Source organism: Enterococcus sp. OL5, assembly GCF_006491895.1.
In the GTDB taxonomy this organism is placed as follows: domain Bacteria; phylum Bacillota; class Bacilli; order Lactobacillales; family Enterococcaceae; genus Enterococcus_D; species Enterococcus_D innesii.
Genome location: NZ_VHIL01000003.1, coordinates 121,502 through 142,878, shown reverse-complemented (window position 1 = coordinate 142,878; position 21,377 = coordinate 121,502). Strand labels below are relative to the sequence as shown.

Sequence of the window (21,377 nt, the reverse complement as noted above, 5' to 3'; positions counted from 1 at the left end):
GAAAAGATGAATAAAGAGGAATTACAAATGCTTGGTTTTGAGATCGTTGCTTATTCAGGGGACGCTCGCAGTACATTATTGAAATTATTGAAAGAAGTAAGACAAGGGAACTTTGAGCATGTTGATTCAGCACTGAAAGAAGCCGACGAAAATTTAACCCTTGCACACAATTCGCAAACGAAAATTTTAGCGGAAGAAGCATCGGGAAAAGAGATGGAGATGGGATTCATTTTTATCCATGGACAGGATCATTTAATGACCACTTTGTTGCTGAGGGATCTGATTCAAGACTTTATTGCACTGTACAAGCAGAATCAAGGATAGGAGAAGAACGCTATGGATGGAATCATTAAACAAATCGAAAAAGGAAAACCGTTTTTTGAAAAAATCTCACGCAATAGTTATCTGGGAGCCGTTCGTGACGGTTTTTTAACAGCGATGCCGGCTATTTTATTCTCAAGCATATTCATTTTGATTGCTGCGGTTCCTGAAATTTTTGGTTACCAATGGCCTGAAGCTGTCTCCACTTGGTTATGGAAAGTCTATAATTATTCGATGGGGGTTGTAGGATTACTTGTTTCAGCAACCACTGCTCGCTGCTTGGCTGATTCGATGAATCGCCGCTTACCGAAAAACAAAGTGATCAACACGACTTCTGTGATGCTGGCCTCTGTGGTAAGTTTCCTGTTGCTAAGTGTCTCTCCGATTGAAGGTGGATTTTCAACGGAATACATGGGGACAAAAGGACTACTGGCTTCCTTTGTCGCTGCATTTTTGACAGTTAATTTATATAAGTTTTGTGTACTGAGAGACATTACTATTAAAATGCCTAAAGAAGTTCCTGGAACGATTTCACAAACCTTCCGAGATATTTTTCCATTCTCTTTTTCAGTATTTGCGGCCGTTTTAATTGATTTAGGCATTCGGCAAATTTTCCAAATCTCATTTGCAGAAGCAATCATTACTGTGCTGCAGCCATTATTCACAGCAGCCGACGGTTATTTAGGAATCGCTATTATCTGGGGAGCGATGGCGCTATTTTGGTTTGTCGGTGTTCATGGACCGTCGATTGTGGAGCCGGCAATTGCGGCAATTATCTATGCCAATGTGGAAACCAATCTGCAATTGTTCAATTCCGGTGAACAAGCTTCTAAAGTACTAACGGTGGGTTTAGGGAATTTTGTAGGAACTATGGGAGGAACTGGGGCAACATTGGTCGTTCCTTTTATCTTCCTACTCTTTGCTAAGTCCAAACAATTGAAGGCAGTCGGGAAAGCTTCCTTTATTCCAGTAAGTTTTGCTGTCAATGAACCATTGTTGTTTGCAGCACCTATGATTTTGAATCCCTATTTTTTCATTCCGTTTTTATTAACACCTGTTGTAAACGTTTGTTTGTTTAAGTTTTTTGTCGATGTGCTAGGCATGAACAGTTTTATGTACGTTTTACCTTGGGCAACTCCGGCACCAATCGGTTTGGTTCTAGGAACGGGCATGGGGGTGTTAGCCTTTGTTTTAGCAGCGGTTCTAATCGTCGTTGACTTCCTGATCTATCTGCCATTTTGTAAAGCATACGATGCTGTCTTAGTAGAGCAAGAAGCACAAAAAGCAGAAGTGATCGCAACCGAGGAAGGTACTTCTGCCGCTATACCTGAGGAAGTACCTGTGGCAGCGAGCCAAGTCATCAACGATGCAAATAAAGAAATCAATGTGTTGGTACTTTGTGCTGGAGCAGGGACAAGTGCGATGTTAGCTAATGCTTTAAAAGAAGGCGCATCTGAATCGAAAGCACCGATCAGTGCAATGGCGGGTGCTTATGGTTCTCATTACGAAATGCTGCAGGATTTTGATATGGTGGTCTTAGCACCGCAAGTCAATTCTTACTATGATGATATCAAAGAAGATACCGATCGCTTAGGAATCAAGTTGGTTGCGACAAAAGGAGCAGAATATATCGGATTAACGAGAGATCCTGAAAAAGCCGTTCAATTTATTCTGAACCAATTTCAATAAAGGAGGAGCAAATGAATGAAAAAGGGAGCTTGGTTGCGTAAAGCCGCTTTATTTGCAGCTGTGATAGGGACTTTGGGGGCTGTTTCAAAAACAGTTGAAGCATCTGCCAGCGAATTTATTCGCGGAGCAGATATTTCAATTTTGTCAGATATGGAAAAATCTGGTGCAAAATATTATGAAGATGGTATTTCAAAAGATGCCTTAGAGATTCTAAAAAACAATGGTGTCAACTATGTGCGACTGCGTTTGTGGCAGGATCCTTATAATAGTAACGGAGAAAGTTATGGGGCAGGGACAAATGATCTGGAAACGACGGTTGCCCTTGCAAAACGAGCAAAAAATCTTGGACTCAAAGTGTTGCTAGATTTCCATTACAGTGATTTTTGGGTTGATCCTGGGAAACAGAATGTTCCTAAAGCGTGGCAAGATCTGACCTTTGAAGAAATGAACACGGCATTGTATGACTATACAAAGAACGTTCTGTCGGAAATGAAGCAGCTAGACGTTTATCCTGATATGGTTCAGATCGGCAATGAACTGAATAGTGGAATGCTCTGGCCTTATGGCAAGTCTTGGGGAGAAGACGGGGGTGAGTTTGATCGATTGACTACTTTTTTGAAGTCCGGTGTCCAAGCTGTTCGAGACACTCAACCTAAAACAACTCCAGTAATGCTCCACTTAGCTGATGGTGGCGATACAGGAGCATTTACTTGGTGGTTTGATGAAATCACCAGTCGGGGTGTGTCATTTGATTTAATTGGAGTATCGTATTATCCGTATTGGCACGGTTCAATGAATGAACTTCAAACCAATATGAATACGATCAGCCAACGGTATGGCAAAGAAGTGATCGTAGTTGAAACAGCTTATGGGCATACAACAGCGAATGCCGATACTATGCCAAATGCTTTTGGCGAAGCCGAAGCAACGGCGGGGGGATATGAACCAACACCGACAGGACAAGCAGAGTATTTGCTGGATCTAGCCGATCGTATTCAAGCGGTGCCGAATGATCGCGGGGCGGGCTTCTTTTACTGGGAACCTCTTTGGTACAACGGAAACGTGAGTTGGGCAACACAAGCAGGTATGAATTATCTCGGTGTTCAATCCACTATGGGAAACGAATGGGACAACCAGGCGCTGTTTGATTTTGCTGGAAACGCCTTGCCAAGCTTGCGTGCGTTTAAACAAGCAGGGGCGCAAACAAATCTGGTTAAAAATGCAAGTTTCGAGAGCGATGGACCAACGACTAGTCCTTCCGATTGGCAAACGTGGTTTCAACAAGGAACAGCTGAAGGTACGATCAAAACGGAAGCTGGGACTTTTTTTGGAGACTACAAATTAACTTTTTGGCAGGACCAAGCTTACGAGGCATCAGCTTATCAAAATGTTAGTGGTATAAGCAATGGTACTTACACATTAAGTGCCTATGTAATGTCTGGGGGAGAGTTTGATACCAATCAGTTATATGTCAAAAATTATGGTGGAGCGGAACTAAATACTGCGGTTGTTAAAACAAGTGAATGGACAAAAATTACAATCAAAGACATTCCAATTACAACAGGTGCTTGTGAAATCGGGGTTTACAGCAAGGCTTCAGGAAATGCTTGGACGAACGTTGATTTTGTTTCATTGGTGAAACAATAATCTAAGGATTACTACCATTGATTCTCAGAGCCCTCTTTCAACCGCATCACTAGCGTAGAAGGCAGGAATCGAACCTGCACCTCGTCTTTGCCAAAAATAACCAGAAATACGTTCCGATCATTTTTACCAAAACGAGTAAAGCGCCAGACTTCATCTACACTTTGTATTATGCCAAAGAGAGTTCAACGATTTCGTAAGAAGCAATGAAAAAATTGCAAAAAGTTGTGCAGAAAACATGAAGGTTGTTTAAGAAAGAGTAACCTTAGAATGCCGGCGTGAAAAAGGAGGAACTAGCTGCATCGAAGCGTAAAGCGCTTCGTTTGGAAACCTCCGTTTTTTCTGAAAAAATCAGATAAAGTTTTCTTGACATTTGCTAGGTGAGAATGTATCATTCTGTTTGGGCACTCTTTACAAGAGTCAGAAAGTGATTTAGAATTTTCGCTCCCTATTCATTTATGGATAGGGAGCTTTTATTATTTTCTAAATGCTTTTCCTGTAAAATAGATTAAAGGAGTTTTTCAGTTTATGACAAAATATATTTTTGTAACCGGCGGTGTGGTTTCTTCTATTGGTAAAGGGATCGTAGCAGCATCATTAGGACGTCTGTTGAAAAATCGCGGCTTGAAAGTAACCATTCAAAAATTCGATCCGTACATCAACGTCGATCCAGGAACGATGAGCCCATACCAACATGGTGAAGTATTCGTAACCGATGATGGAGCAGAGACCGACTTAGACTTAGGTCACTATGAACGCTTTATCGATATCAATTTGAACAAATACTCAAATGTAACAACTGGAAAAATCTATTCAGAAGTTTTGCGGAAAGAGCGTAAAGGAGAATACTTAGGCGCGACTGTTCAAGTGATCCCGCACATTACCAACGAGATCAAAGAAAAAATCATGCGGGCAGCCAAAATGACTGATTCAGATGTGATCATCACAGAAGTCGGCGGTACAGTAGGGGATATTGAATCATTGCCGTTTCTAGAAGCTTTGCGTCAAATGAAAGCAGACGTAGGTTCAGACAATGTGATGTACATCCACACGACGCTGATTCCTTATTTGAAAGCAGCGGGCGAAATGAAAACCAAACCGACCCAACACAGTGTGAAGGAACTGCGCGGCTTAGGGATTCAACCAAATATCTTGGTCGTTCGGACAGAACAACCCGTAGGACAATCAACAAAAAACAAATTGGCACAATTCTGTGATGTGGCACCAGAAGCCGTGATCGAATCTCGTGACGTTGAGACCCTTTATTCGATCCCATTGGCACTGCAAGCGCAAGGCATGGATCAAATCGTGTGTGATCATTTGAAACTGACCGCACCAGTTGCTGACATGACTGAATGGCAAGCATTGGAAGAAAAGGTGCTGAATTTGAAGAAAAAAGTACGCATCGCATTAGTCGGAAAATATGTGGAATTGCCAGATGCTTATCTATCAGTTGTCGAAGCCTTGAAACATTCTGGTTTTGCCTTTGATGCAGACATCGAGATCGATTGGATCAAAGCCCAAGAAATCACACGGGAAAATGTGGAGTCTTACTTAGGTGAAGTAGACGGGATCCTTGTTCCTGGTGGATTTGGTGATCGTGGGATTGAAGGGAAAATCGAAGCGATCCGTTATGCTCGGGAAAATGATGTGCCATTCTTAGGGATTTGTCTAGGGATGCAAATGGCTTGTGTGGAATATGCCCGCAATGTCGTTGGCTTGGAAAATGCCAACTCCGCAGAAACGGATCCTGAAACAGCCAATAACATCATTGACTTGATGGCTGACCAAGAAAACATCGAAAACTTAGGTGGAACATTGCGTTTAGGCTTGTATCCATGTAAAGTGAAAAAAGGCACCAAAACAGCTACAGCTTATGATGGGGAGGAAGTTGTTCAAGAACGTCACCGTCATCGTTATGAATTTAATAACAAATACCGTGAAATCTTTGAAGCAAATGGTATGGTCTTCTCAGGTGTGTCACCAGACAATCGTTTGGTTGAGATCGTTGAGATTCCAGAAAACAAATTCTTCGTGGGTTGCCAATTCCACCCAGAATTGATTTCTCGTCCAACACGCCCACAACGCTTGATCAAAGCATTTGTTGGTGCTTCATTAGACAACCGTCAAGCGTAATAATCGCTAGCCGAAAACCAAAAAATGAATGTGCGAAACTCCTCATCTCAAGATGGGGAGTTTTTTGAGTTGCGCGATCCCAGTAATCCGTAAAAGGTTGACACTTGCGTGAGCGTTGGTGGAAATCATCTGTTTCTGCATACAAAAAACTTCCGTCAAAACGACCGGAAGTTTCAGGCTGATGCATTATTTTTTTCGCTAACAGTTCGAATGAAATCCGCCAGCGGAAACGCGTGTTGATTTGCTGGTGCCTAGAGAGAATTATTCTTTTAATTTATACCCTTGATCCAAGAGCATTTCCTCTGTACGTTCCATGCTGATCCCATTTTCGGTATTTCCTTCAAAACTAACCCCAGGCAATTGTTTTGCTGAATCATAATCCAACTCGTCGTAATTGATCTTCAAGGATTCAGTCGCTTCACTATCTGTATAGTCGAGGGAATAGTCCAACCCTTTGACTTGCTGATACTGTTCTGCGATCGGATCAAGTACCGTCTGTGCTTCTTCTTTGGTCGTTACCCCAATTGCTGAATAAGGCATGACATTGTTCGCAGTCTGAGTTTTTACTTTATCGCCTTCATAAGTGAAGACCAGTTCCATCGAAACCCCATTTTGATTCATTGTGAATGTTTTGGTTTCTTCTTTGGCCCCCGAGCTGCAACTTGCCAAGAAAAGAACCCCGATGACTGCCAAAAATCCAATAAGCGCTTTTTCATTTTATCCCTCCTTTTTTACATAATAATATAGCCGCTTTCACAAGGCTATTCTTATGCTCAGAGGAGAAGAAGGAAGGATTTACTGGAAAATTATGATAAAATGACGAAAAAATATGTGAAATTTTTCTCGAATTTTCACATGCTGATTTGTTATCTAACGACCGCTTATAGGAGAGCAAAACCTTACAGAATCGTAGACTTTCAGAAAAGATGATGAAAATGCTGGATTTTTATATTTGTGCAATCTTTTTTTGAAAAGAGAAATTCCTCTTTTTAGTAGCAAATACCGCAAATCTTTGCTAAAATAGCATTGTCGGTTAAGCATTGCTTAACAAATAAAGTTTTTCAAAACTTAGGAGGAATTTTTTATGCCAGTAGTATCAGGAGCTGAATTCTTAAAAGCTGCTCGTCAAGGCGGATATGCAGTCGGCGGATTCAACACAAACAACTTAGAATGGACACAAGCGATTTTAAAAGCTGCTGAAGCGAAAAAAGCGCCAGTTCTAATCCAAACTTCAATGGGTGCTGCCAAATATATGGGCGGATACAAAGTTGCTAAAGACATCGTTACAAACTTGGTTGATTCAATGAACATCACTGTTCCAGTTGCAATCCACTTAGACCATGGTGATTATGATGCAGCAATGGAATGTATCGAAGTTGGTTACACTTCTGTTATGTTTGATGGCTCTCACTTACCATTTGAAGAAAACTTGAAATTGGCTAAAGAAGTTGTCGAAAAAGCACACGCAAAAGGCGTTTCTGTGGAGTGTGAAGTTGGTTCAATCGGCGGAGAAGAAGATGGAATCATCGGTTCTGGCGAATTAGCTGACATCGAAGAATGTAAACAAATGGTTGCAACTGGTATTGATTACCTAGCTTGCGGAATTGGTAACATTCACGGTCAATACCCTGAAAACTGGAAAGGCCTTGCTTTTGACCACTTACAAGCAATCGCTGATGCAGTAGGTTCTGATGTACCATTAGTATTACACGGTGGTTCTGGTATTCCTCAAGACCAAATCGAAAAAGCAATCTCAATGGGTGTTTCTAAAGTAAACGTAAATACTGAATTCCAATTATCATTTGCTAAAGCAACTCGTGAATACATCGAAGCTGGCAAAGATAAAGAAGGTAAAGGATTCGACCCTCGTAAATTATTAGCACCAGGTGTTGCTGCAATCGTTAAAGATGCAGAAGAACACATCGACTGGTTCGGTTCAGCTGGTAAAGCTTAATCTTAATCAAAGATCAAAACTCTTAGAATCACTGATTCTAAGAGTTTTTTTGTTTTCCAAGAAAATATTCTTGATGCGGGGATCAAAAATATCCTGCATCTTTTTTCTTTGAGGGATCTGTGCTAAAATTGGAATGATACACATAAATTAAAAAAGAGTATAGGTGGAATTCCATGAAAAAAATTGTCATCAACGGCAATCGTCCCTTAAAAGGTGAAGTCACCATTAGCGGCGCAAAAAACAGTGCAGTCGCATTGATCCCGGCAGCGATCTTAGCTGATTCACCGGTCATTTTAGAAGGAGTGCCTGACATCCAAGATGTGCACTCATTAATTGAGATTATCGAAATCATGGGTGTGAAGACCCATTTTGAAAACAATACGCTTGAGATCGATCCGACAAACATCGTTTCGATCCCGATGCCTAACGGAAAAATCAATAGTCTACGAGCTTCTTACTATTTCATGGGGGCATTGTTGGCGAAGTTTGGTGAAGGCGTCGTTGGATTGCCTGGCGGCTGCTTCTTAGGCCCGCGACCCATCGATCTGCATATTAAAGGCTTCGAAGCACTTGGCGCAAAAGTCACCAATGAACATGGTGCTATGTATTTGCGTACCGAAGAAGAAGGCTTGACTGGCGAACGGATCTTCCTAGATATGGTCTCCATCGGAGCAACCATCAATGTGATGCTGGCAGCAGTAAAAGCCAAAGGCAAAACGATCATTGAAAATGCCGCACGGGAACCTGAGATCATTGATGTTGCCACCCTTTTAAATAATATGGGAGCGAAAATCAGAGGTGCAGGTACCAATGAAATTCGTATCGAAGGCGTGGAAGAATTGCACGGTTGTCGTCATTCCATCATTCCAGATCGGATCGAAGCAGGAACCTACCTTTCTTTAGCCGCAGCAGCGGGGGAAGGCATTACTGTCAAAAATGTGATTTATGAGCATCTAGAAAGCTACATTGCGAAATTGGAAGAAATCGGCGTGCGAATGGATATTAGTGAAGATGAAATCTATGTGCATCCCTCAAAAGACTTGAAACCAGCGACTGTGAAAACTTATCCTTATCCAGGATTTGCCACAGACCTGCAACAGCCGATCACACCATTATTGCTAAAAGCAAAAGGAACGTCGGAAATCATGGACACGATTTACGCCAAACGGGTCAACCATATTCCTGAATTAGCACGAATGGGCGCACAAGCAACGACAGAAGGCAACATGATTTTTGTCAGCGGACCAAGCCAATTGCACGGAGCAGAAGTTGTCGCTTCTGATTTACGAGCAGGAGCTTGCCTTGTCATTGCCGGATTGATGGCGACTGGCACGACCAGCGTCTTTAATGTCGAGTACATTTTGCGCGGCTATGATCATATCATCGAAAAACTAACGGCTCTTGGAGCTGATATTCAAATGATAGAGGAGTAATTATGAGCGATTATCTTACGATGGCAGAGTTGGAAAACAAAACCTTAAAAGAAATCTACACCTTTGCCAAAGAGTTTCGAATTCCTTATTACAGCCAAATGAATAAAAAAGAATTGTCATTGGCTGTGATACGGGCGCAGGCGGAAAAACAAGGCTTCTTTTATATGGAAGGAATCTTGGATATCGTAGGCCAAGAAGGCTACGGTTTTTTACGCCCAATCAACTACGGACCGAGTGCAGAAGATATCTATATTTCTTCGTCACAGATTCGTCGGTTTAGTTTGCGTAATGGCGATAAAGTCGCCGGTAAGGCGCGCCCGCCCAAGGAATCTGAGCGCTATTATGGATTGATGCACGTTGAGTCTGTTAATGGCAAAGATCCAGAAGATGCCAAAGAGCGTCCGCATTTTCCAGCGTTGACGCCGCTTTATCCGAATCGTCATTTAAAATTAGAAACAACGTCAGGACGCCTTTCTACTCGGATGATCGACATGCTGTCGCCAGTGGGTTTTGGACAACGGGGACTGATCGTTGCTCCGCCTAAAGCTGGGAAAACCAGTATATTGAAAGAAATTGCCAATGGGATCACTGACAACTATCCTGAGGTGGAATTGATCGTTCTTTTGATCGACGAGCGCCCAGAAGAAGTGACTGATCTGGAACGCAGTGTCAAAGGCGATGTTGTTTCTTCAACCTTTGACCTGCAGCCTAGCAATCATACCCGTGTCTCTGAATTGGTACTAGAACGAGCGATGCGTTTGGTAGAAGACAAGCGTGATGTCGTGATTCTGATGGATAGTATCACTCGTTTGGCAAGAGCCTACAACTTAGTGGTACCTCCAAGCGGACGTACACTAAGCGGCGGGATCGATCCAGCTGCTTTGTACAAACCAAAGAAATTTTTTGGTGCTGCCCGTAATATTGAAGAAGGCGGCAGTTTGACGATTCTTGCCACAGCACTGGTGGATACCGGTAGCCGCATGGATGATGTCATCTATGAAGAGTTTAAAGGAACCGGCAATATGGAGCTGCAGCTTTCTCGCAGCTTAGCAGAACGTCGAATCTTCCCTGCGATCGACATCAAGAAATCTGGTACCCGTAAAGAAGAATTGCTGATGAGCAGTGAACAATTGGAAGAAACTTGGCGCTTGCGCAACAACATGTTAGGGGATTCCTTGGAGTTCACAGAACAATTCATTCAATTCTTGCGCAAAACGAAGAACAATGAAGAGTTTTTAGCGGCTTTTCATGATGTCCATTTCGGAGACAAGCGGCAAAAAAGAAATATAAAAAGATAATTGCATCTAAAAACTAAACATGGTAAGATAGTCATGTTGTAAAATCGACAAATCAACTCTGGTGAAGCAAATGAGCCAGGGCAAAGGAGAGAAGAAGAAATGAAACAAGATATCCATCCAGATTATCATCCAGTTGTATTCATGGACTCAACTACTGGTTTCAAATTCTTATCAGGTTCTACAAAGAATTCTCAAGAAACTGTTGAGTGGGAAGACGGCAACACGTATCCATTGATCCGTGTCGAAGTAACTTCTGATTCACATCCATTCTACACTGGACGTCAAAAATTCACACAAGCAGACGGACGTGTGGACCGTTTCAACAAAAAATACGGTCTCAAAGACACAAACGCTGCAGAATAAGACAAACATTGTCCAAGGGCTGTCTTATCAGCTTTCTAGAGGTTTTCCTATTTATAGGGAAACCTCTTTTTTTACATTTGACTACCCCTAGTATTTTTATCTGGATCTGGGCTGCCGTTTGCCATGAAGTTTGCAAAGTCATGAGCAGTTTTTTCTTTTCTTTGTTCAGTTACGTGAGCGTATATGTTCATAGTAGTTTAATATCAGTATGGCCCATTCGTTCCTGCACGTCTTTTATTGAAACACCTGCTTCAAAAAGTAAACTACAATGAGTATGTCTAAATCCGTGGACAGTCATTTTAGGTAAAATGTTTTCTTTCAGGATTTTTGAAAGATTATGGTTCAGGTAATCTAGATAAAGCGGTTTGTTTTCAGTAGAAGGGAAGAGCAATTGCTCTTGAGATAATGAGTTTATGCCAAACTGAAAAAGAAATTTTTGTTGGTGTAACTTCCATTTTTTATCAGACCCAGCGTCTCATCATCCAAAGAGATAGTACGAATACTTTTTCTTGTCTTCGGCGGCTGAAAAACTAACTCCCAATTCTGAATAGTTGCTAGTGTTTGTTTGACGGTAAGAGTTTTCTTATCGAAATCAATATCTTTCCAACGTAAGGTATGCAATTCTCCTTTGCGAAGACCCGTATACCCAAGAATGCGAAACATCACAAATAATTTTTCTGAATAGTTTTCTTTTACTTCTATTACCACCGACAAAAAGTAAGCAACTGTTCACGATCATAGAAAGGTGCGATGTAGTCCTCTTCATCTACTTTTTGCTGTTTCTTAGGTCGAATTACACCATCCATTGGCTTATTATTGAGTAACCGGATATTGATAGCATAATTGAATACTGATGCCGTGATACCGATTAAGTTGGAGTACTTTTTATAGCAACTAAACCAATGATTTACCTATTTTTGGCAAAATTGAATAGTAATCTTACTCATTCGGATATGACCAAATAAAGGGAGAATGTGTTTGTCTATAGCAACTTTTTGAATATTTTAAGTGTCACGATGAAGTTACGGAGACTACCCACTTTGTTATCAAGAATGGCTACATTTACGTTTAGCGATACCTAAACTTCAAGCGTTGGTTCTCAGAAGACGGTACGTTACAAGCTTTGGAGAAGGACTTGCATGAATACATACAGCTAGGAACTTTCGCTAACGGTACAAACGGTTATGGCGGTGTGTATTGCCAACACTGGAGCTATCCTGAAGAATCAATGAAGGTTATTCAACAAAAAGTTATTGATATTGGTTTTTTTCAATACCATTGTCGAAGACCTTTTTAACTATAATTAATCAGTAATCCACCAGAATAGTTGATTGGTGGAAGAAATAGAATAATAGGAGGGATAAGAATGAAATCAGAACTTGAATATGATTCTTCGAGACCGTTAATGCGTTTGGAAAAGGGCGACAAAGTTTTCATTAAATATAGAGAAGCTATCTACGAAAATGAAAAGGATAGATCAATGTACAAAAATGTGCCAGATGGGTATTATAACGGAACTTACATGGGAAATTACACTGTTAAATGTAGTGAATACCCAGAATTAAGCGGAAAGTATAACTACTGGCGAGGTGATCGCTGGGGTTCTTCTTCGTTCTTGTTCGCTGACGAGAGCCTTTCTAGTAACAAAAACTAATTACAATAGTGACAGAGATTAACAACTTAAATACCAGTTTTTTGAGAAAACAAAAAGGCAACTCAAGAGTTACCTTTTGTAGGTATATTCTGCTTATTTTTTCTTCCTATCAATGCCGTAAGTAGCGAAAGCAGGAATAAAGAGGACCGCTAAGAATACACCAACCCATTTAAATGCTTTAGGAACTTTTTTCAAAGAAACCGCCTCCTTTATAGATATGATTATAGATTATAGAGGAGAAAAATAGTCTGATATGACAAAAATGATAGAAAGATTTATAGTTTGAGCAGTCAGCAATCCACCAAAATAGTTGACTGTGAAGCGGTCATAAAACAATGGATCCTAACCAGTTAGAGAATAGTGCAGTTATCCATTCAGAATCTTTTCTTCTGTTATCAAATGGAGTATAGCCGTTATAAGAATAGTTATAATCAGTTTTCCATCCACCGGAAGATGTTTGTTTTTTTCGGAGCACTTCCAACAGTGGGGAAACTTCTGGTCGATTAAAACTATTTGTTTTACTGACTATATAAACAAGATCCGTAAAGGAGAGCATATAACTTTGAGGAAACATAATGTCGGTAATATGGGCGCTAATCGGTTGACGATTACTTAGGCGTTGGAACATATTGTGCTGTAACATATATTCTAATCCGATATGAATTAAATGTTTTACCTCTTTATCTGGAACAGGAGAAAATTCACGATAGGTAATTAATGCTCGGATTGTCTTACCTATACCAATATAACAAGGAACATTATTCATACATCCGCCATGTTTACAAATACCACTGTACGGCCAAGTAGTTTTCGTAACACGATCAAAAACTTGATAGTTTTTAATCCAATAAAGCGCATTTTGAGCCTCTGTAGATTGATGTAAACCAAGTCGGCAGTAAGCTTCAAAAATCATTGCATTGTAACAAGGAACAATATCATTAATTGATCCGGTGTAAGAAAAACCTTTGTCAGTGGATAAATTTTTATTAATAAAGAGCAATAAGTTTTGTGTGTATTCTAGGTAAATTGAATTCGGGATTTCTGCTATTCCGATTAAATTCCAGATATAACTCAATAGATTTTTATGTTCAATACTCGTCAGCTTTTCAATAAGCTTTGAGTCTGTTAATAGATGCATCACTTCTATATGAGTTTGGTCTTTGAGTAAATTTTTTTCTTTGAGCAATCGAAGTTTTGATGCAGTATCCATTCTTTACACCTGCTTTTTACTTTAATTATAGCAAATAAAAGATATTTTATAAGTCAGCTATCCGACGAAATAGAAAAAAAGAACCCTATAAAGGATTCTAGTTTAGAAAAGCCACCTTTTTAGCAGTTCATAAATTGGATCTGAAGTTCTTCTTCAAAAAGGAATTCAGTAGGTTCTACTGCATTCAATAGTTCTTCCGTTAGTTTAACTGCAAAAATGCTATTTGTATCATATGGGTTAAAGTAATAGATTTTGTTTGAAGCATCCATTACTGCTCGGTATTGTGTGTAATCATCTAGTCCATCGTCCTTGATATTTACTCCTTTTGGAATAGTCACACCGTTTAAAATTTTCAATATCGTATTTACGGCTTCAGTGGAATCAGCAGCTTGTTTGATCAAGTGTTTCATATAGACTGTTCGAACAAATCTTTCAGGAGAAGTAAAGCCGCCTGGCAATCCGAATGTTCCTGAACCTTGACCGAAAGGATGTAGGGTGAGTTCGCCTACTTGTCTATTTTTTACATTTGTTGGTTTTAACGAGAGAAAATTATTTAAATTTGTTAAATGCCATTCGAATTTTGGGCTATTTGTCATTACTCCTACTGGGTTCTCTTTGATGACTAGCTCTTTATCTTCGGTCTCGATTACAATCGACTCTCCAGTGGAATCGGTAATGATGTAGTGTAGTGGAGGAACATCATCCAACAGTGAGACTTTTTTATTGATTAATCGGACACCGCCGATATTTTCTTTTATTTCGGCAATGGATTTATTTTCTCCCATCACCCACATTATGAATTCATGTGGAGCTAAGTTAAGCTTGCCTGGTTTTTTAGAATCATGATAGGTTGCTTCATTTGGATGATATAGTTCGGCCACCGACAATCCAAATTCATTCACACCATCAGCAAAAAAGTACCCATCCAATTTACGTCCAGTTCCGACGAAACCGTATCTTGTTTTAATTTCTTTGCCATTTTGTCTTTCCCACACATAGTTTCTAGGGATTGCGACAGGTCTACCTTCTAACTTAACCCCAAAATCCATTGTTCTTGCAAGAAAGAATGTATGGGTCTTTGCTTCATAAGTTAAGCTTGTACACATTGTTGATCTACCTCCTCGGATTAATTCTAGTTCGATTCTGATTTTATCATACGTAGGTTTTGTATAGATGGAAATGTGTATTTTATAATAAAAAGTTGAAGGGTAATGAAAAAAAAGAGCGTATTTACTAATTTTAGATTTTGATAGCTTGTTATCATCGACAGTAAACAAAAGAAATTGAAGAGAAGGAGCGATTATATGGTCAGAAAAATAAGAGTGGATATTGAAACGACTTGGTCAGGTGTTGGTGAAACCGAATATTTTGAAGTGGAGGATGATGCAATCGAAGATGAGGGATAAGATATACCAAAATTAAGAGCTTGGGATAAAGGGTTAGAATCTATGATGCCGCTTGAAAGTATCGACTTTGAATACGGAATGATAAATGTAAATGCCGCTTGGCGGTGGTTCGAAGAAATTGAACACATGCAATCACCAGGCTTGAAAGACAACAACGGCGTGGAGATTTTCGAAGGGGATATTATCTTCTATACTTATTTTGAAAAGAATGCAAACAATCGCCTAGTAATGTTTGTGAATGGCCAATTTATTACTGAGTTAATTAGACATGGTTACTACAAACCTTTAGTTAATGTGAGTGATGATGCAAAGAAAATCGGCAACATATACGAGAATCCAGAACTATTGGAGCCGGCCGATGAAATCTAAAATTATCTTTCTAGACCTACACATTGAAAATAGAAAGAAGGCGATTATTTTGGATTCTAAGCTAATTGAATCGAGAATGAAGCAAGAGGCTTGAAAATAGGGTGACCCAGGTTGATGTAGCAATTAGGAATCTCTAGTAATTATTATGGAAGCATTGAAAATGGTAAAAATCCACCTGCTGTTTAGAAGCTAAGTTCAATAATAAAAGTACTTGGATGTCGCTTACATATTACATGGATGACATGGAAAAGCGTGTGACAGAAGAAAAGGATCGTCTTCAACAAATGTTCAATACAATTCCTCGTGACAAACTTAGTATGGTTGAAGAACTAATTACTCAAGCTGCAAGATTAAGAGTTTTGCTAGATGATAATTGGATCTGACATTATTCGTACAATCCAAATGGGGCTTAAATCTAGAGGAGGATATTATTCTAGTGTAATGGATGGTTTATGTGGCGAAGCAACAATCAAACCGATGCAAAAAGTATTGGGAACAATGGTTGACGGTATTGTCAGTCAGGTTTCTGATATAGTTAAGGAATTGGAACGAGCGATGAACGATAATAAGCTTCCATGGTAGACTCTTTCTTGGATAAGTATAATCTTGCAAAAACAGGATAATTGAAAGTGTAGGAACTCGTGGAAATATGTTATATAATTAAGTCACGGATAGAACATAGATTAGTGCTAGTCACAATCTCCTTACTTTGGCCCCCTCATTATGAGGGGGTTTTGTGTTATGTCCCAAGACTTTTTATTCCAAATTCAACCATGATTTTGTATTGGAAGTATCAAAATGCTTTCTTGGAATTTCCCGATTTAGCAAAATTTCGCAAAAATAAGATAATGGATGTTATTGAAAAAAATTATTCTTCTTATATAATGTATTTATGAATAATAGTCATAACCTTACTATTATTACATCCTTTTTTCTGTCCTCCTCAAACGAGGGGGATTTTTTTTTAATTGCTTGCAGTAGCTAAGTTTAGGATTTAAATTAGTAAGTGCATGCAAAAGAAGCTGAGGAGTATTAGGCCGGAATGCTTGGGGAAGTGTACCTGATACTCTTCAGTTTTCTTATTCTAGCACTATTCACGACAATGAATATTTATATTTTGATTGTCGGAAAATTTTTATGTGTAACAAAAAGATTCTAATCATAACCTAATGTCAAATAGTTCATTCTCTCTACCTTTTTAGCTTCTGTACTTTTTCGCAAATAATTAACTATAGTGGGATTGTGCACAAAAGAAATAAACACCTTGAATGTCTAATGAAATGGTATTTACAAATGTTAGTAAGTAAGAGATATTTTTTTATAAGGCAAATAGAATTACATGATTAAAATTACTATGCCAAAATCTCTTGCTAAGTACACTATAAACAAGATTTCGATGGCTGTTTTGATCAAAATCTTCGCCCTAAAGATAACAAATTTGCTATAAATAGAAAACTGCGTTCTGTTTAGTCCTTCAGGATTAAATGATGGGGCATTGGCGGCAACCGGTGCTCCTTTTTATTTTACCGAAAAAAATCGCAAGAAATGAACGCTTTCTCTTCATTTCTTGCGGTTTTCTTTTATGGACTTATGTCAAAGCCTCTTTATTTAGGTGTAATTTAAACAAACTCGTTCCATACGAATGTTCCATCATGCAGTCGGAAGACTGAGTGCCTAACTCTATGGGTTGCAAAATGTTTTGGAAAGACGAGGCGGTAACGAACGCGTATATGATACTTTCGGCAGATTAAGTGATCGAAAAAGCAGCGATTTTTTGAAGCAGGACGCAATTTTGGTATGTCCTACTGCTTCTAAACAGGGGATAATGAGTAAATTAGCTACGGTTATTTTGAAGCCAGCTACCGTGATTTAGACGATTTAAAGTGTATTTGAATAGAAGAAAACATAAGAAATAGCGATCAAACACACCAATAATAAACCAGAAAGCGACAGAAAAAGCAGCATGATCCGTTTCTTCTTCAATCCTAGTACAAGTATCAATACATTCAATAGAAAGAAAACAAGTAAAATCGCTAAATATTCCATAACTGGTCCTCTTTTACGTTTTTATTTATCTTACCAGAGATTGGCGGCTTTTCCTAGCCAGTTTTTGTCTTTAAAACAATAATTATTTACTGCATAAGACAGGTGTAGTTATGCAATCAAAAAAGCGAAGCAATTTCACAACTATTGGAAAGTAAAAAAAGAGCATCACCCATAAAGTGACGCTCTTTTCCCGCAAGATGCTTAATAAGGGAGAGGCTTATGAACCCGTTGAAATATAATTCTTCAAACCTACTCGCCAAAAGAAGAAGGCGGGAAAGGCAAAGAGCAGACAAACCAACGGCGATAAGATCCACCAAGGATTAGTTACGAGACCAATGACATACAAAAACGGGTAATACTGAAACCAAGCCATCGGCACGACGTAGGTCAACAAACGCAAGACATGTTTTCCGTAGATACTAAATGGGTAGCGACCAAATTCTCGGGCACCATCGGTAAAAATATTCATAAATTCAAGTCCTTGGATCGTAAAGAAGGAAATGGCAGCATACACTAAGAACAATAGGGCGAAAAAGAGGGCGCCGCAGACGATCATTAGAAAAAGAGTCAGGACATTTCCAAAATGCCAAGCAATTCCACTATTGGGAATCGCATACGCAAACAACAGCAAGGCTTGAATAAAACGACCGAGACGCGAGAACTCCATTTTGGAAGCTAAGACTTGAAAGATCAAGGAGCGGGGGCGCACGAGTGCCCGATCGAACTCGCCATTACTGATCATTTGTGGAAAAAGATCGAACCCGCGAAAGAAGCATTCCGCAATCGAAAAGGCAAACAAAACCGTCGCAAAGGAAAGCAGGACTTCCTCAAAGGTAAAGCCATCCACTTGATGAAAACGGGTAAACATAAACCAAATGCCTAAAAAAGCAGTAAAGGAACCTAGAAATTGTCCCAAAGCAGTTAACATAAAGGAAACTTTATACTGCATCTGACTTTTGAGATGGATACAAAAATAATGCCAATAAACCATATTCCTTAACCTCCTTGCACAACGACACGCTTGAGTGCCTGCTGCAGCCAAATTTTTCCGATCACGATCAAAAGTACGAGCCAAAACGCTTGTAAGAGCAATGCGGAAACAAGCGCAAAGCCAGTCAGATCCCCGTTGTAAATTCGCAGCGGGACGTTTTGCATGGAAGCAAAAGGCAATAGTTCCACGAATTGGCGAAAAGGCTGCGGAAAGAAAGGCAGAGGAATGACCCCGCCAGCTAAAAATTCACCGATGGAGCTGATGACGATCCGCACCCCGATGGAGGATAATGTATAAAAAGTTGAGATGTAGACCAGCTGCGACATAGCGATCACTACACCTAAACTCAGCACCATAGACAAAAGAAACAAGAACAGGGCAGCGACGTTTGTTGGCAGAATCAAGCGATAAGGGGCTGGCAGTAAAAAGGCAATCACAAAAATTGGTCCGCAACGCAAGAGGGCTTTTGCTAAGCGATTGGCAGCCGACTGGCAAAACCAGCGATTGTATAGATCCATCGGCCGCACAAGTTCGTAGGCGATCGACCCTGTGGTGATGGTATCGAAAATTTCTGACTCAAAGAACCACAACATAAATAAGGATAAGAAGGCTTGCTGGAGCCAAACATAGGAGACGGTTTGTTGAAAGGTCATGGGAAAGGAACTAGGATCTGCTTGGTAAAAGGCGTGGAATGCCAGAATTTCCATCAAGCCCCAAGCTAGTTGTGTAGCCATCCCGGCAATCGCCGCCGAGCGGTATTGCAAGGTATTGATAAAGCGAATGCGGAAAAATGCCTGATACTTCCTCATATTTGATACTCCTGATACAGCTTGGCGACCATTTCTTCGGCGGTGATACTGGCAACGGCCAAATCGGTGATCTCGACTTGATTGCTGAGCAGACTGAGGAGCTGAGCGACTGACACTTCTTTGGGATTAAGCTTCAGAACCAAGCGACCAACGTCTTTTTGAAGCAGCTGGACATTTTCTGGCAGATGGGGCTCCTTCCCTTGATAGTCGATCTCCAGCGTTTTGACATCAGAAAAACGATGCTTTAGTTCATCGAGGCGACCATCCAGCAAAATTTGCCCTTTGCCGATCAACAGAATTCGTTGTGTCAGCGCCTCGATGTCTTGCATATCGTGGGTCGTCAGGATAACTGTGGTGCCTTTTTCTTGGTTTCTTTTTTTGATGAACTGACGCACAGCAATTTTTGATACAGCATCTAAACCGATGGTGGGTTCATCAAGAAATAAGATTTTGGGGTCATGGAGTAAGGAGGCGGCGATCTCACAGCGCATACGCTGACCGAGACTCAAGGACCGAGCAGGGGTTTTTAAGATCTCACCTAAATCTAGTAAGGTGACTAATTCTTCTAGGTTGCGCTGATAGCTAGCAGCGTCTACTTTATAGATATCACGGATCAAATCAAAGCTGTCGTTGACGGGGACATCCCACCAGAGTTGACTGCGCTGACCGAAGACGACGCCGATGTCTTTGACATGTTGGATACGTTCTTGCCAAGGGGTACGACCATTGATGTGACAAACGCCTTGATCAGGGGTCAAAATCCCACACATGATTTTGATGGTGGTACTTTTTCCAGCACCATTAGGCCCGATGTAGCCAACCATTTCGCCCTCATTGATGGTAAAGCTGATGTCTTGCAACGCATGGACGGTGGTGGTTTCACGAGAAAGAAAGGCTTTGGCTGCTTGGCGAAAGCCGCTTTTTCGCTTGGATACTTGGAAGGTCTTGCTGAGGTGTTCTACTTGGATCATTTGGATTCACTCACTTTCTTTTGACAAACGCGACAAAAAGAGCATTCGAAATCGAATACTCGCAACGAGTTGGTCCAAACGAACATGGTTGGGGCAGCGGTTCGTCAGCCAAACAAAAGTAGGAACAGTGTAGCATAAGAGAGCGCTTTTTTCAAACATTACTTATATTTTTTTGAGAGCAGCAAAAGAAAAAACGTGGTTTATTGGATAAAATACGCAAAATAACTGTTTTTATTTTTTATTTGTTGTAAATACTGAAGAAACTCAGTATCATTAGAAACAAGCCGATAGCGGCTTGCTTCTGGATATATGGGGAACCAAGTGATGAACTGTGTCATGATTTGTCGTAACCCAATCCTGCAAAATGCAATGAGAAAAAAGGAGGAGAGCATGAAAGCAGTAAAGAACTTATTTATTTTGATTGGCTTATTCTTACTTAGTCAAGTAGGGATGACCGTATTCAGTGTGGTAAAAATCTATTATTTGGAAGCCGGAGAGCCGAGGATTCCTGCGATGATGAGCTACGGATTGATTGCCTTGCTTTTGGCAAACATTGGCCTGATGATGTATTTGGCTTGGAAGCTAGGACTTGCCACCTTTGACTTTGGCTGGTCAACGAAGCGCAACTGGTTATGGATCATCGGTGGCTTTGTTTTAGGACGAGTTATTGCTGTTGGTGGTACCATGTATCTGCAGCATATTTCCGATCAAGAAGCGACCGCCAATGATGCAGTGTTAGGGGAACTGTTTACAGGCGAAAATCCGCTTTTGATCTTTCTATTGATCGCCGTGGCGGCGCCAATCATGGAAGAGATCGTTTTCCGGGGTGGATTCATCGGCCTTTTATTCAAGAAATACCCGATAGTCGGGATCATCTCAAGTGTGGCGGCTTTTAGTATCATCCATTCCGTCACCAATCTGGTCGAGTTTCTAATTTACGGTGCTATGGGATTGATCATGGCGCTGATTTATGTAAAAACTAAGCGCTTAGAAACAGCCATCGCCATGCATTTTCTCAATAACGCCTTGGCAGCGATCGCAATGATCTTGTTAGGATAAGAAGTCAGCAAAAAACCACCGATC

Annotated in this window: 23 protein-coding genes; 13 read left to right on the top strand and 10 right to left on the bottom strand. The window is 40.4% G+C overall.

All coding sequences use genetic code 11. From position 1 onward, the window contains the following. The first annotated feature begins 6 nt into the window (after positions 1 to 6). From FJU10_RS04925 to FJU10_RS04910, 4 genes are all read left to right on the top strand, one after another. On the top strand, positions 7 to 324 hold the full coding sequence (locus FJU10_RS04925; RefSeq protein WP_010749967.1) for a PTS lactose/cellobiose transporter subunit IIA: 318 nt from the start codon (positions 7 to 9) through the stop codon (positions 322 to 324). A 12-nt stretch (positions 325 to 336) separates the two neighbouring features. Then, positions 337 to 2,010 (top strand): PTS lactose transporter subunit IIBC, encoded by a 1,674-nt coding sequence (locus FJU10_RS04920; protein WP_140965302.1) that lies wholly within the window; start codon positions 337 to 339, stop codon positions 2,008 to 2,010. Between the two features lie 15 nt (positions 2,011 to 2,025). Beyond that, the gene (locus FJU10_RS04915; protein ID WP_140965301.1) at positions 2,026 to 3,657 is read left to right on the top strand and encodes an arabinogalactan endo-beta-1,4-galactanase; all 1,632 of its coding nucleotides are present in this window, start codon (positions 2,026 to 2,028) and stop codon (positions 3,655 to 3,657) included. 525 nt (positions 3,658 to 4,182) lie between these two features. Beyond that, positions 4,183 to 5,790, top strand: a complete 1,608-nt coding sequence (locus FJU10_RS04910) for a CTP synthase (protein ID WP_140965300.1) — start codon at positions 4,183 to 4,185, stop codon at positions 5,788 to 5,790. A 261-nt stretch (positions 5,791 to 6,051) separates the two neighbouring features. Here the strand turns inward: FJU10_RS04910 and FJU10_RS04900 are convergent, their stop codons facing one another. Beyond that, a complete protein-coding gene (locus FJU10_RS04900; RefSeq protein ID WP_223272973.1) occupies positions 6,052 to 6,459 on the bottom strand; it encodes a YehR family lipoprotein in 408 nt (135 codons plus the stop codon). A 415-nt stretch (positions 6,460 to 6,874) separates the two neighbouring features. Between FJU10_RS04900 and FJU10_RS04890 the strand changes: the two genes are divergently transcribed. The 4 genes from FJU10_RS04890 (at position 6,875) to FJU10_RS04875 (ending at position 10,838) form a co-directional block, all read left to right on the top strand. Then, positions 6,875 to 7,744 carry a class II fructose-bisphosphate aldolase gene (locus tag FJU10_RS04890; protein ID WP_005228297.1) on the top strand — a complete coding sequence of 290 codons (870 nt, stop codon included), beginning with the start codon at positions 6,875 to 6,877 and terminating at the stop codon, positions 7,742 to 7,744. A gap of 173 nt (positions 7,745 to 7,917) precedes the next feature. Then, a complete protein-coding gene (locus tag FJU10_RS04885; protein WP_060791464.1) occupies positions 7,918 to 9,177 on the top strand; it encodes a UDP-N-acetylglucosamine 1-carboxyvinyltransferase in 1,260 nt (419 codons plus the stop codon). Between the two features lie 2 nt (positions 9,178 to 9,179). Continuing rightward, positions 9,180 to 10,475 (top strand): transcription termination factor Rho, encoded by a 1,296-nt coding sequence (rho, locus tag FJU10_RS04880; protein WP_005228301.1) that lies wholly within the window; start codon positions 9,180 to 9,182, stop codon positions 10,473 to 10,475. 99 nt (positions 10,476 to 10,574) lie between these two features. Next, a complete protein-coding gene (locus FJU10_RS04875; RefSeq protein WP_005233979.1) occupies positions 10,575 to 10,838 on the top strand; it encodes a type B 50S ribosomal protein L31 in 264 nt (87 codons plus the stop codon). Positions 10,839 to 11,025: 187 nt separating this feature from the next. Here FJU10_RS04875 and FJU10_RS19665 read toward each other — a convergent pair whose 3' ends face one another. The 3 genes from FJU10_RS19665 to FJU10_RS19280 form a co-directional block, all read right to left on the bottom strand. Then, a complete protein-coding gene (locus tag FJU10_RS19665; RefSeq protein ID WP_262984551.1) occupies positions 11,026 to 11,229 on the bottom strand; it encodes a tyrosine-type recombinase/integrase in 204 nt (67 codons plus the stop codon). A 20-nt stretch (positions 11,230 to 11,249) separates the two neighbouring features. Beyond that, positions 11,250 to 11,501 (bottom strand): tyrosine-type recombinase/integrase, encoded by a 252-nt coding sequence (locus FJU10_RS19660; protein WP_262984553.1) that lies wholly within the window; start codon positions 11,499 to 11,501, stop codon positions 11,250 to 11,252. Positions 11,502 to 11,749: 248 nt separating this feature from the next. Then, positions 11,750 to 11,812, bottom strand: coding sequence for a hypothetical protein (locus tag FJU10_RS19280; RefSeq protein ID WP_241508708.1), 63 nt, complete (start codon positions 11,810 to 11,812; stop codon positions 11,750 to 11,752). Positions 11,813 to 12,204: 392 nt separating this feature from the next. Here FJU10_RS19280 and FJU10_RS04865 point away from each other — a divergent pair, with 392 nt between their 5' ends. Then, positions 12,205 to 12,492, top strand: a complete 288-nt coding sequence (locus FJU10_RS04865) for a hypothetical protein (protein ID WP_140965297.1) — start codon at positions 12,205 to 12,207, stop codon at positions 12,490 to 12,492. Between the two features lie 325 nt (positions 12,493 to 12,817). On the opposite strand, the gene FJU10_RS04860 is transcribed toward FJU10_RS04865, so the two are convergent. Both FJU10_RS04860 and FJU10_RS04855 read right to left on the bottom strand, forming a co-directional pair. After that, positions 12,818 to 13,702: a hypothetical protein gene (locus tag FJU10_RS04860; RefSeq protein ID WP_140965296.1), complete on the bottom strand. Its 885-nt coding sequence runs from the start codon at positions 13,700 to 13,702 to the stop codon at positions 12,818 to 12,820. A 119-nt stretch (positions 13,703 to 13,821) separates the two neighbouring features. Continuing rightward, positions 13,822 to 14,808, bottom strand: coding sequence for a choloylglycine hydrolase family protein (locus tag FJU10_RS04855; protein WP_140965295.1), 987 nt, complete (start codon positions 14,806 to 14,808; stop codon positions 13,822 to 13,824). Between the two features lie 303 nt (positions 14,809 to 15,111). On the opposite strand from FJU10_RS04855, the gene FJU10_RS04850 reads away from it, so the two are divergent. From FJU10_RS04850 to FJU10_RS04845, 3 genes are all read left to right on the top strand, one after another. Continuing rightward, positions 15,112 to 15,477 carry a YopX family protein gene (locus FJU10_RS04850; protein ID WP_223272981.1) on the top strand — a complete coding sequence of 122 codons (366 nt, stop codon included), beginning with the start codon at positions 15,112 to 15,114 and terminating at the stop codon, positions 15,475 to 15,477. A 233-nt stretch (positions 15,478 to 15,710) separates the two neighbouring features. Further along, a complete protein-coding gene (locus FJU10_RS18995) occupies positions 15,711 to 15,860 on the top strand; it encodes a hypothetical protein (RefSeq protein WP_189372243.1) in 150 nt (49 codons plus the stop codon). Continuing rightward, positions 15,844 to 16,059, top strand: coding sequence for a hypothetical protein (locus tag FJU10_RS04845; protein ID WP_140965293.1), 216 nt, complete (start codon positions 15,844 to 15,846; stop codon positions 16,057 to 16,059). The genes FJU10_RS18995 and FJU10_RS04845 overlap by 17 nt, the downstream gene beginning before the upstream one ends. A gap of 1,296 nt (positions 16,060 to 17,355) precedes the next feature. Here FJU10_RS04845 and FJU10_RS18990 read toward each other — a convergent pair. From FJU10_RS18990 to FJU10_RS04830, 4 genes are all read right to left on the bottom strand, one after another. After that, on the bottom strand, positions 17,356 to 17,523 hold the full coding sequence (locus FJU10_RS18990; protein ID WP_189372240.1) for a hypothetical protein: 168 nt from the start codon (positions 17,521 to 17,523) through the stop codon (positions 17,356 to 17,358). A 217-nt stretch (positions 17,524 to 17,740) separates the two neighbouring features. Continuing rightward, on the bottom strand, positions 17,741 to 18,514 hold the full coding sequence (locus tag FJU10_RS04840) for an ABC transporter permease (protein ID WP_140965292.1): 774 nt from the start codon (positions 18,512 to 18,514) through the stop codon (positions 17,741 to 17,743). Between the two features lie 5 nt (positions 18,515 to 18,519). Then, positions 18,520 to 19,323 (bottom strand): ABC transporter permease, encoded by an 804-nt coding sequence (locus FJU10_RS04835; RefSeq protein ID WP_140965291.1) that lies wholly within the window; start codon positions 19,321 to 19,323, stop codon positions 18,520 to 18,522. Further along, positions 19,320 to 20,294 (bottom strand): ATP-binding cassette domain-containing protein, encoded by a 975-nt coding sequence (locus FJU10_RS04830; RefSeq protein ID WP_140965290.1) that lies wholly within the window; start codon positions 20,292 to 20,294, stop codon positions 19,320 to 19,322. The genes FJU10_RS04835 and FJU10_RS04830 overlap by 4 nt, the downstream gene beginning before the upstream one ends. A 390-nt stretch (positions 20,295 to 20,684) precedes the next feature. On the opposite strand from FJU10_RS04830, the gene FJU10_RS04825 reads away from it, so the two are divergent. Further along, a complete protein-coding gene (locus tag FJU10_RS04825; RefSeq protein WP_096741662.1) occupies positions 20,685 to 21,353 on the top strand; it encodes a CPBP family intramembrane glutamic endopeptidase in 669 nt (222 codons plus the stop codon). Positions 21,354 to 21,377 lie beyond the last annotated feature (24 nt).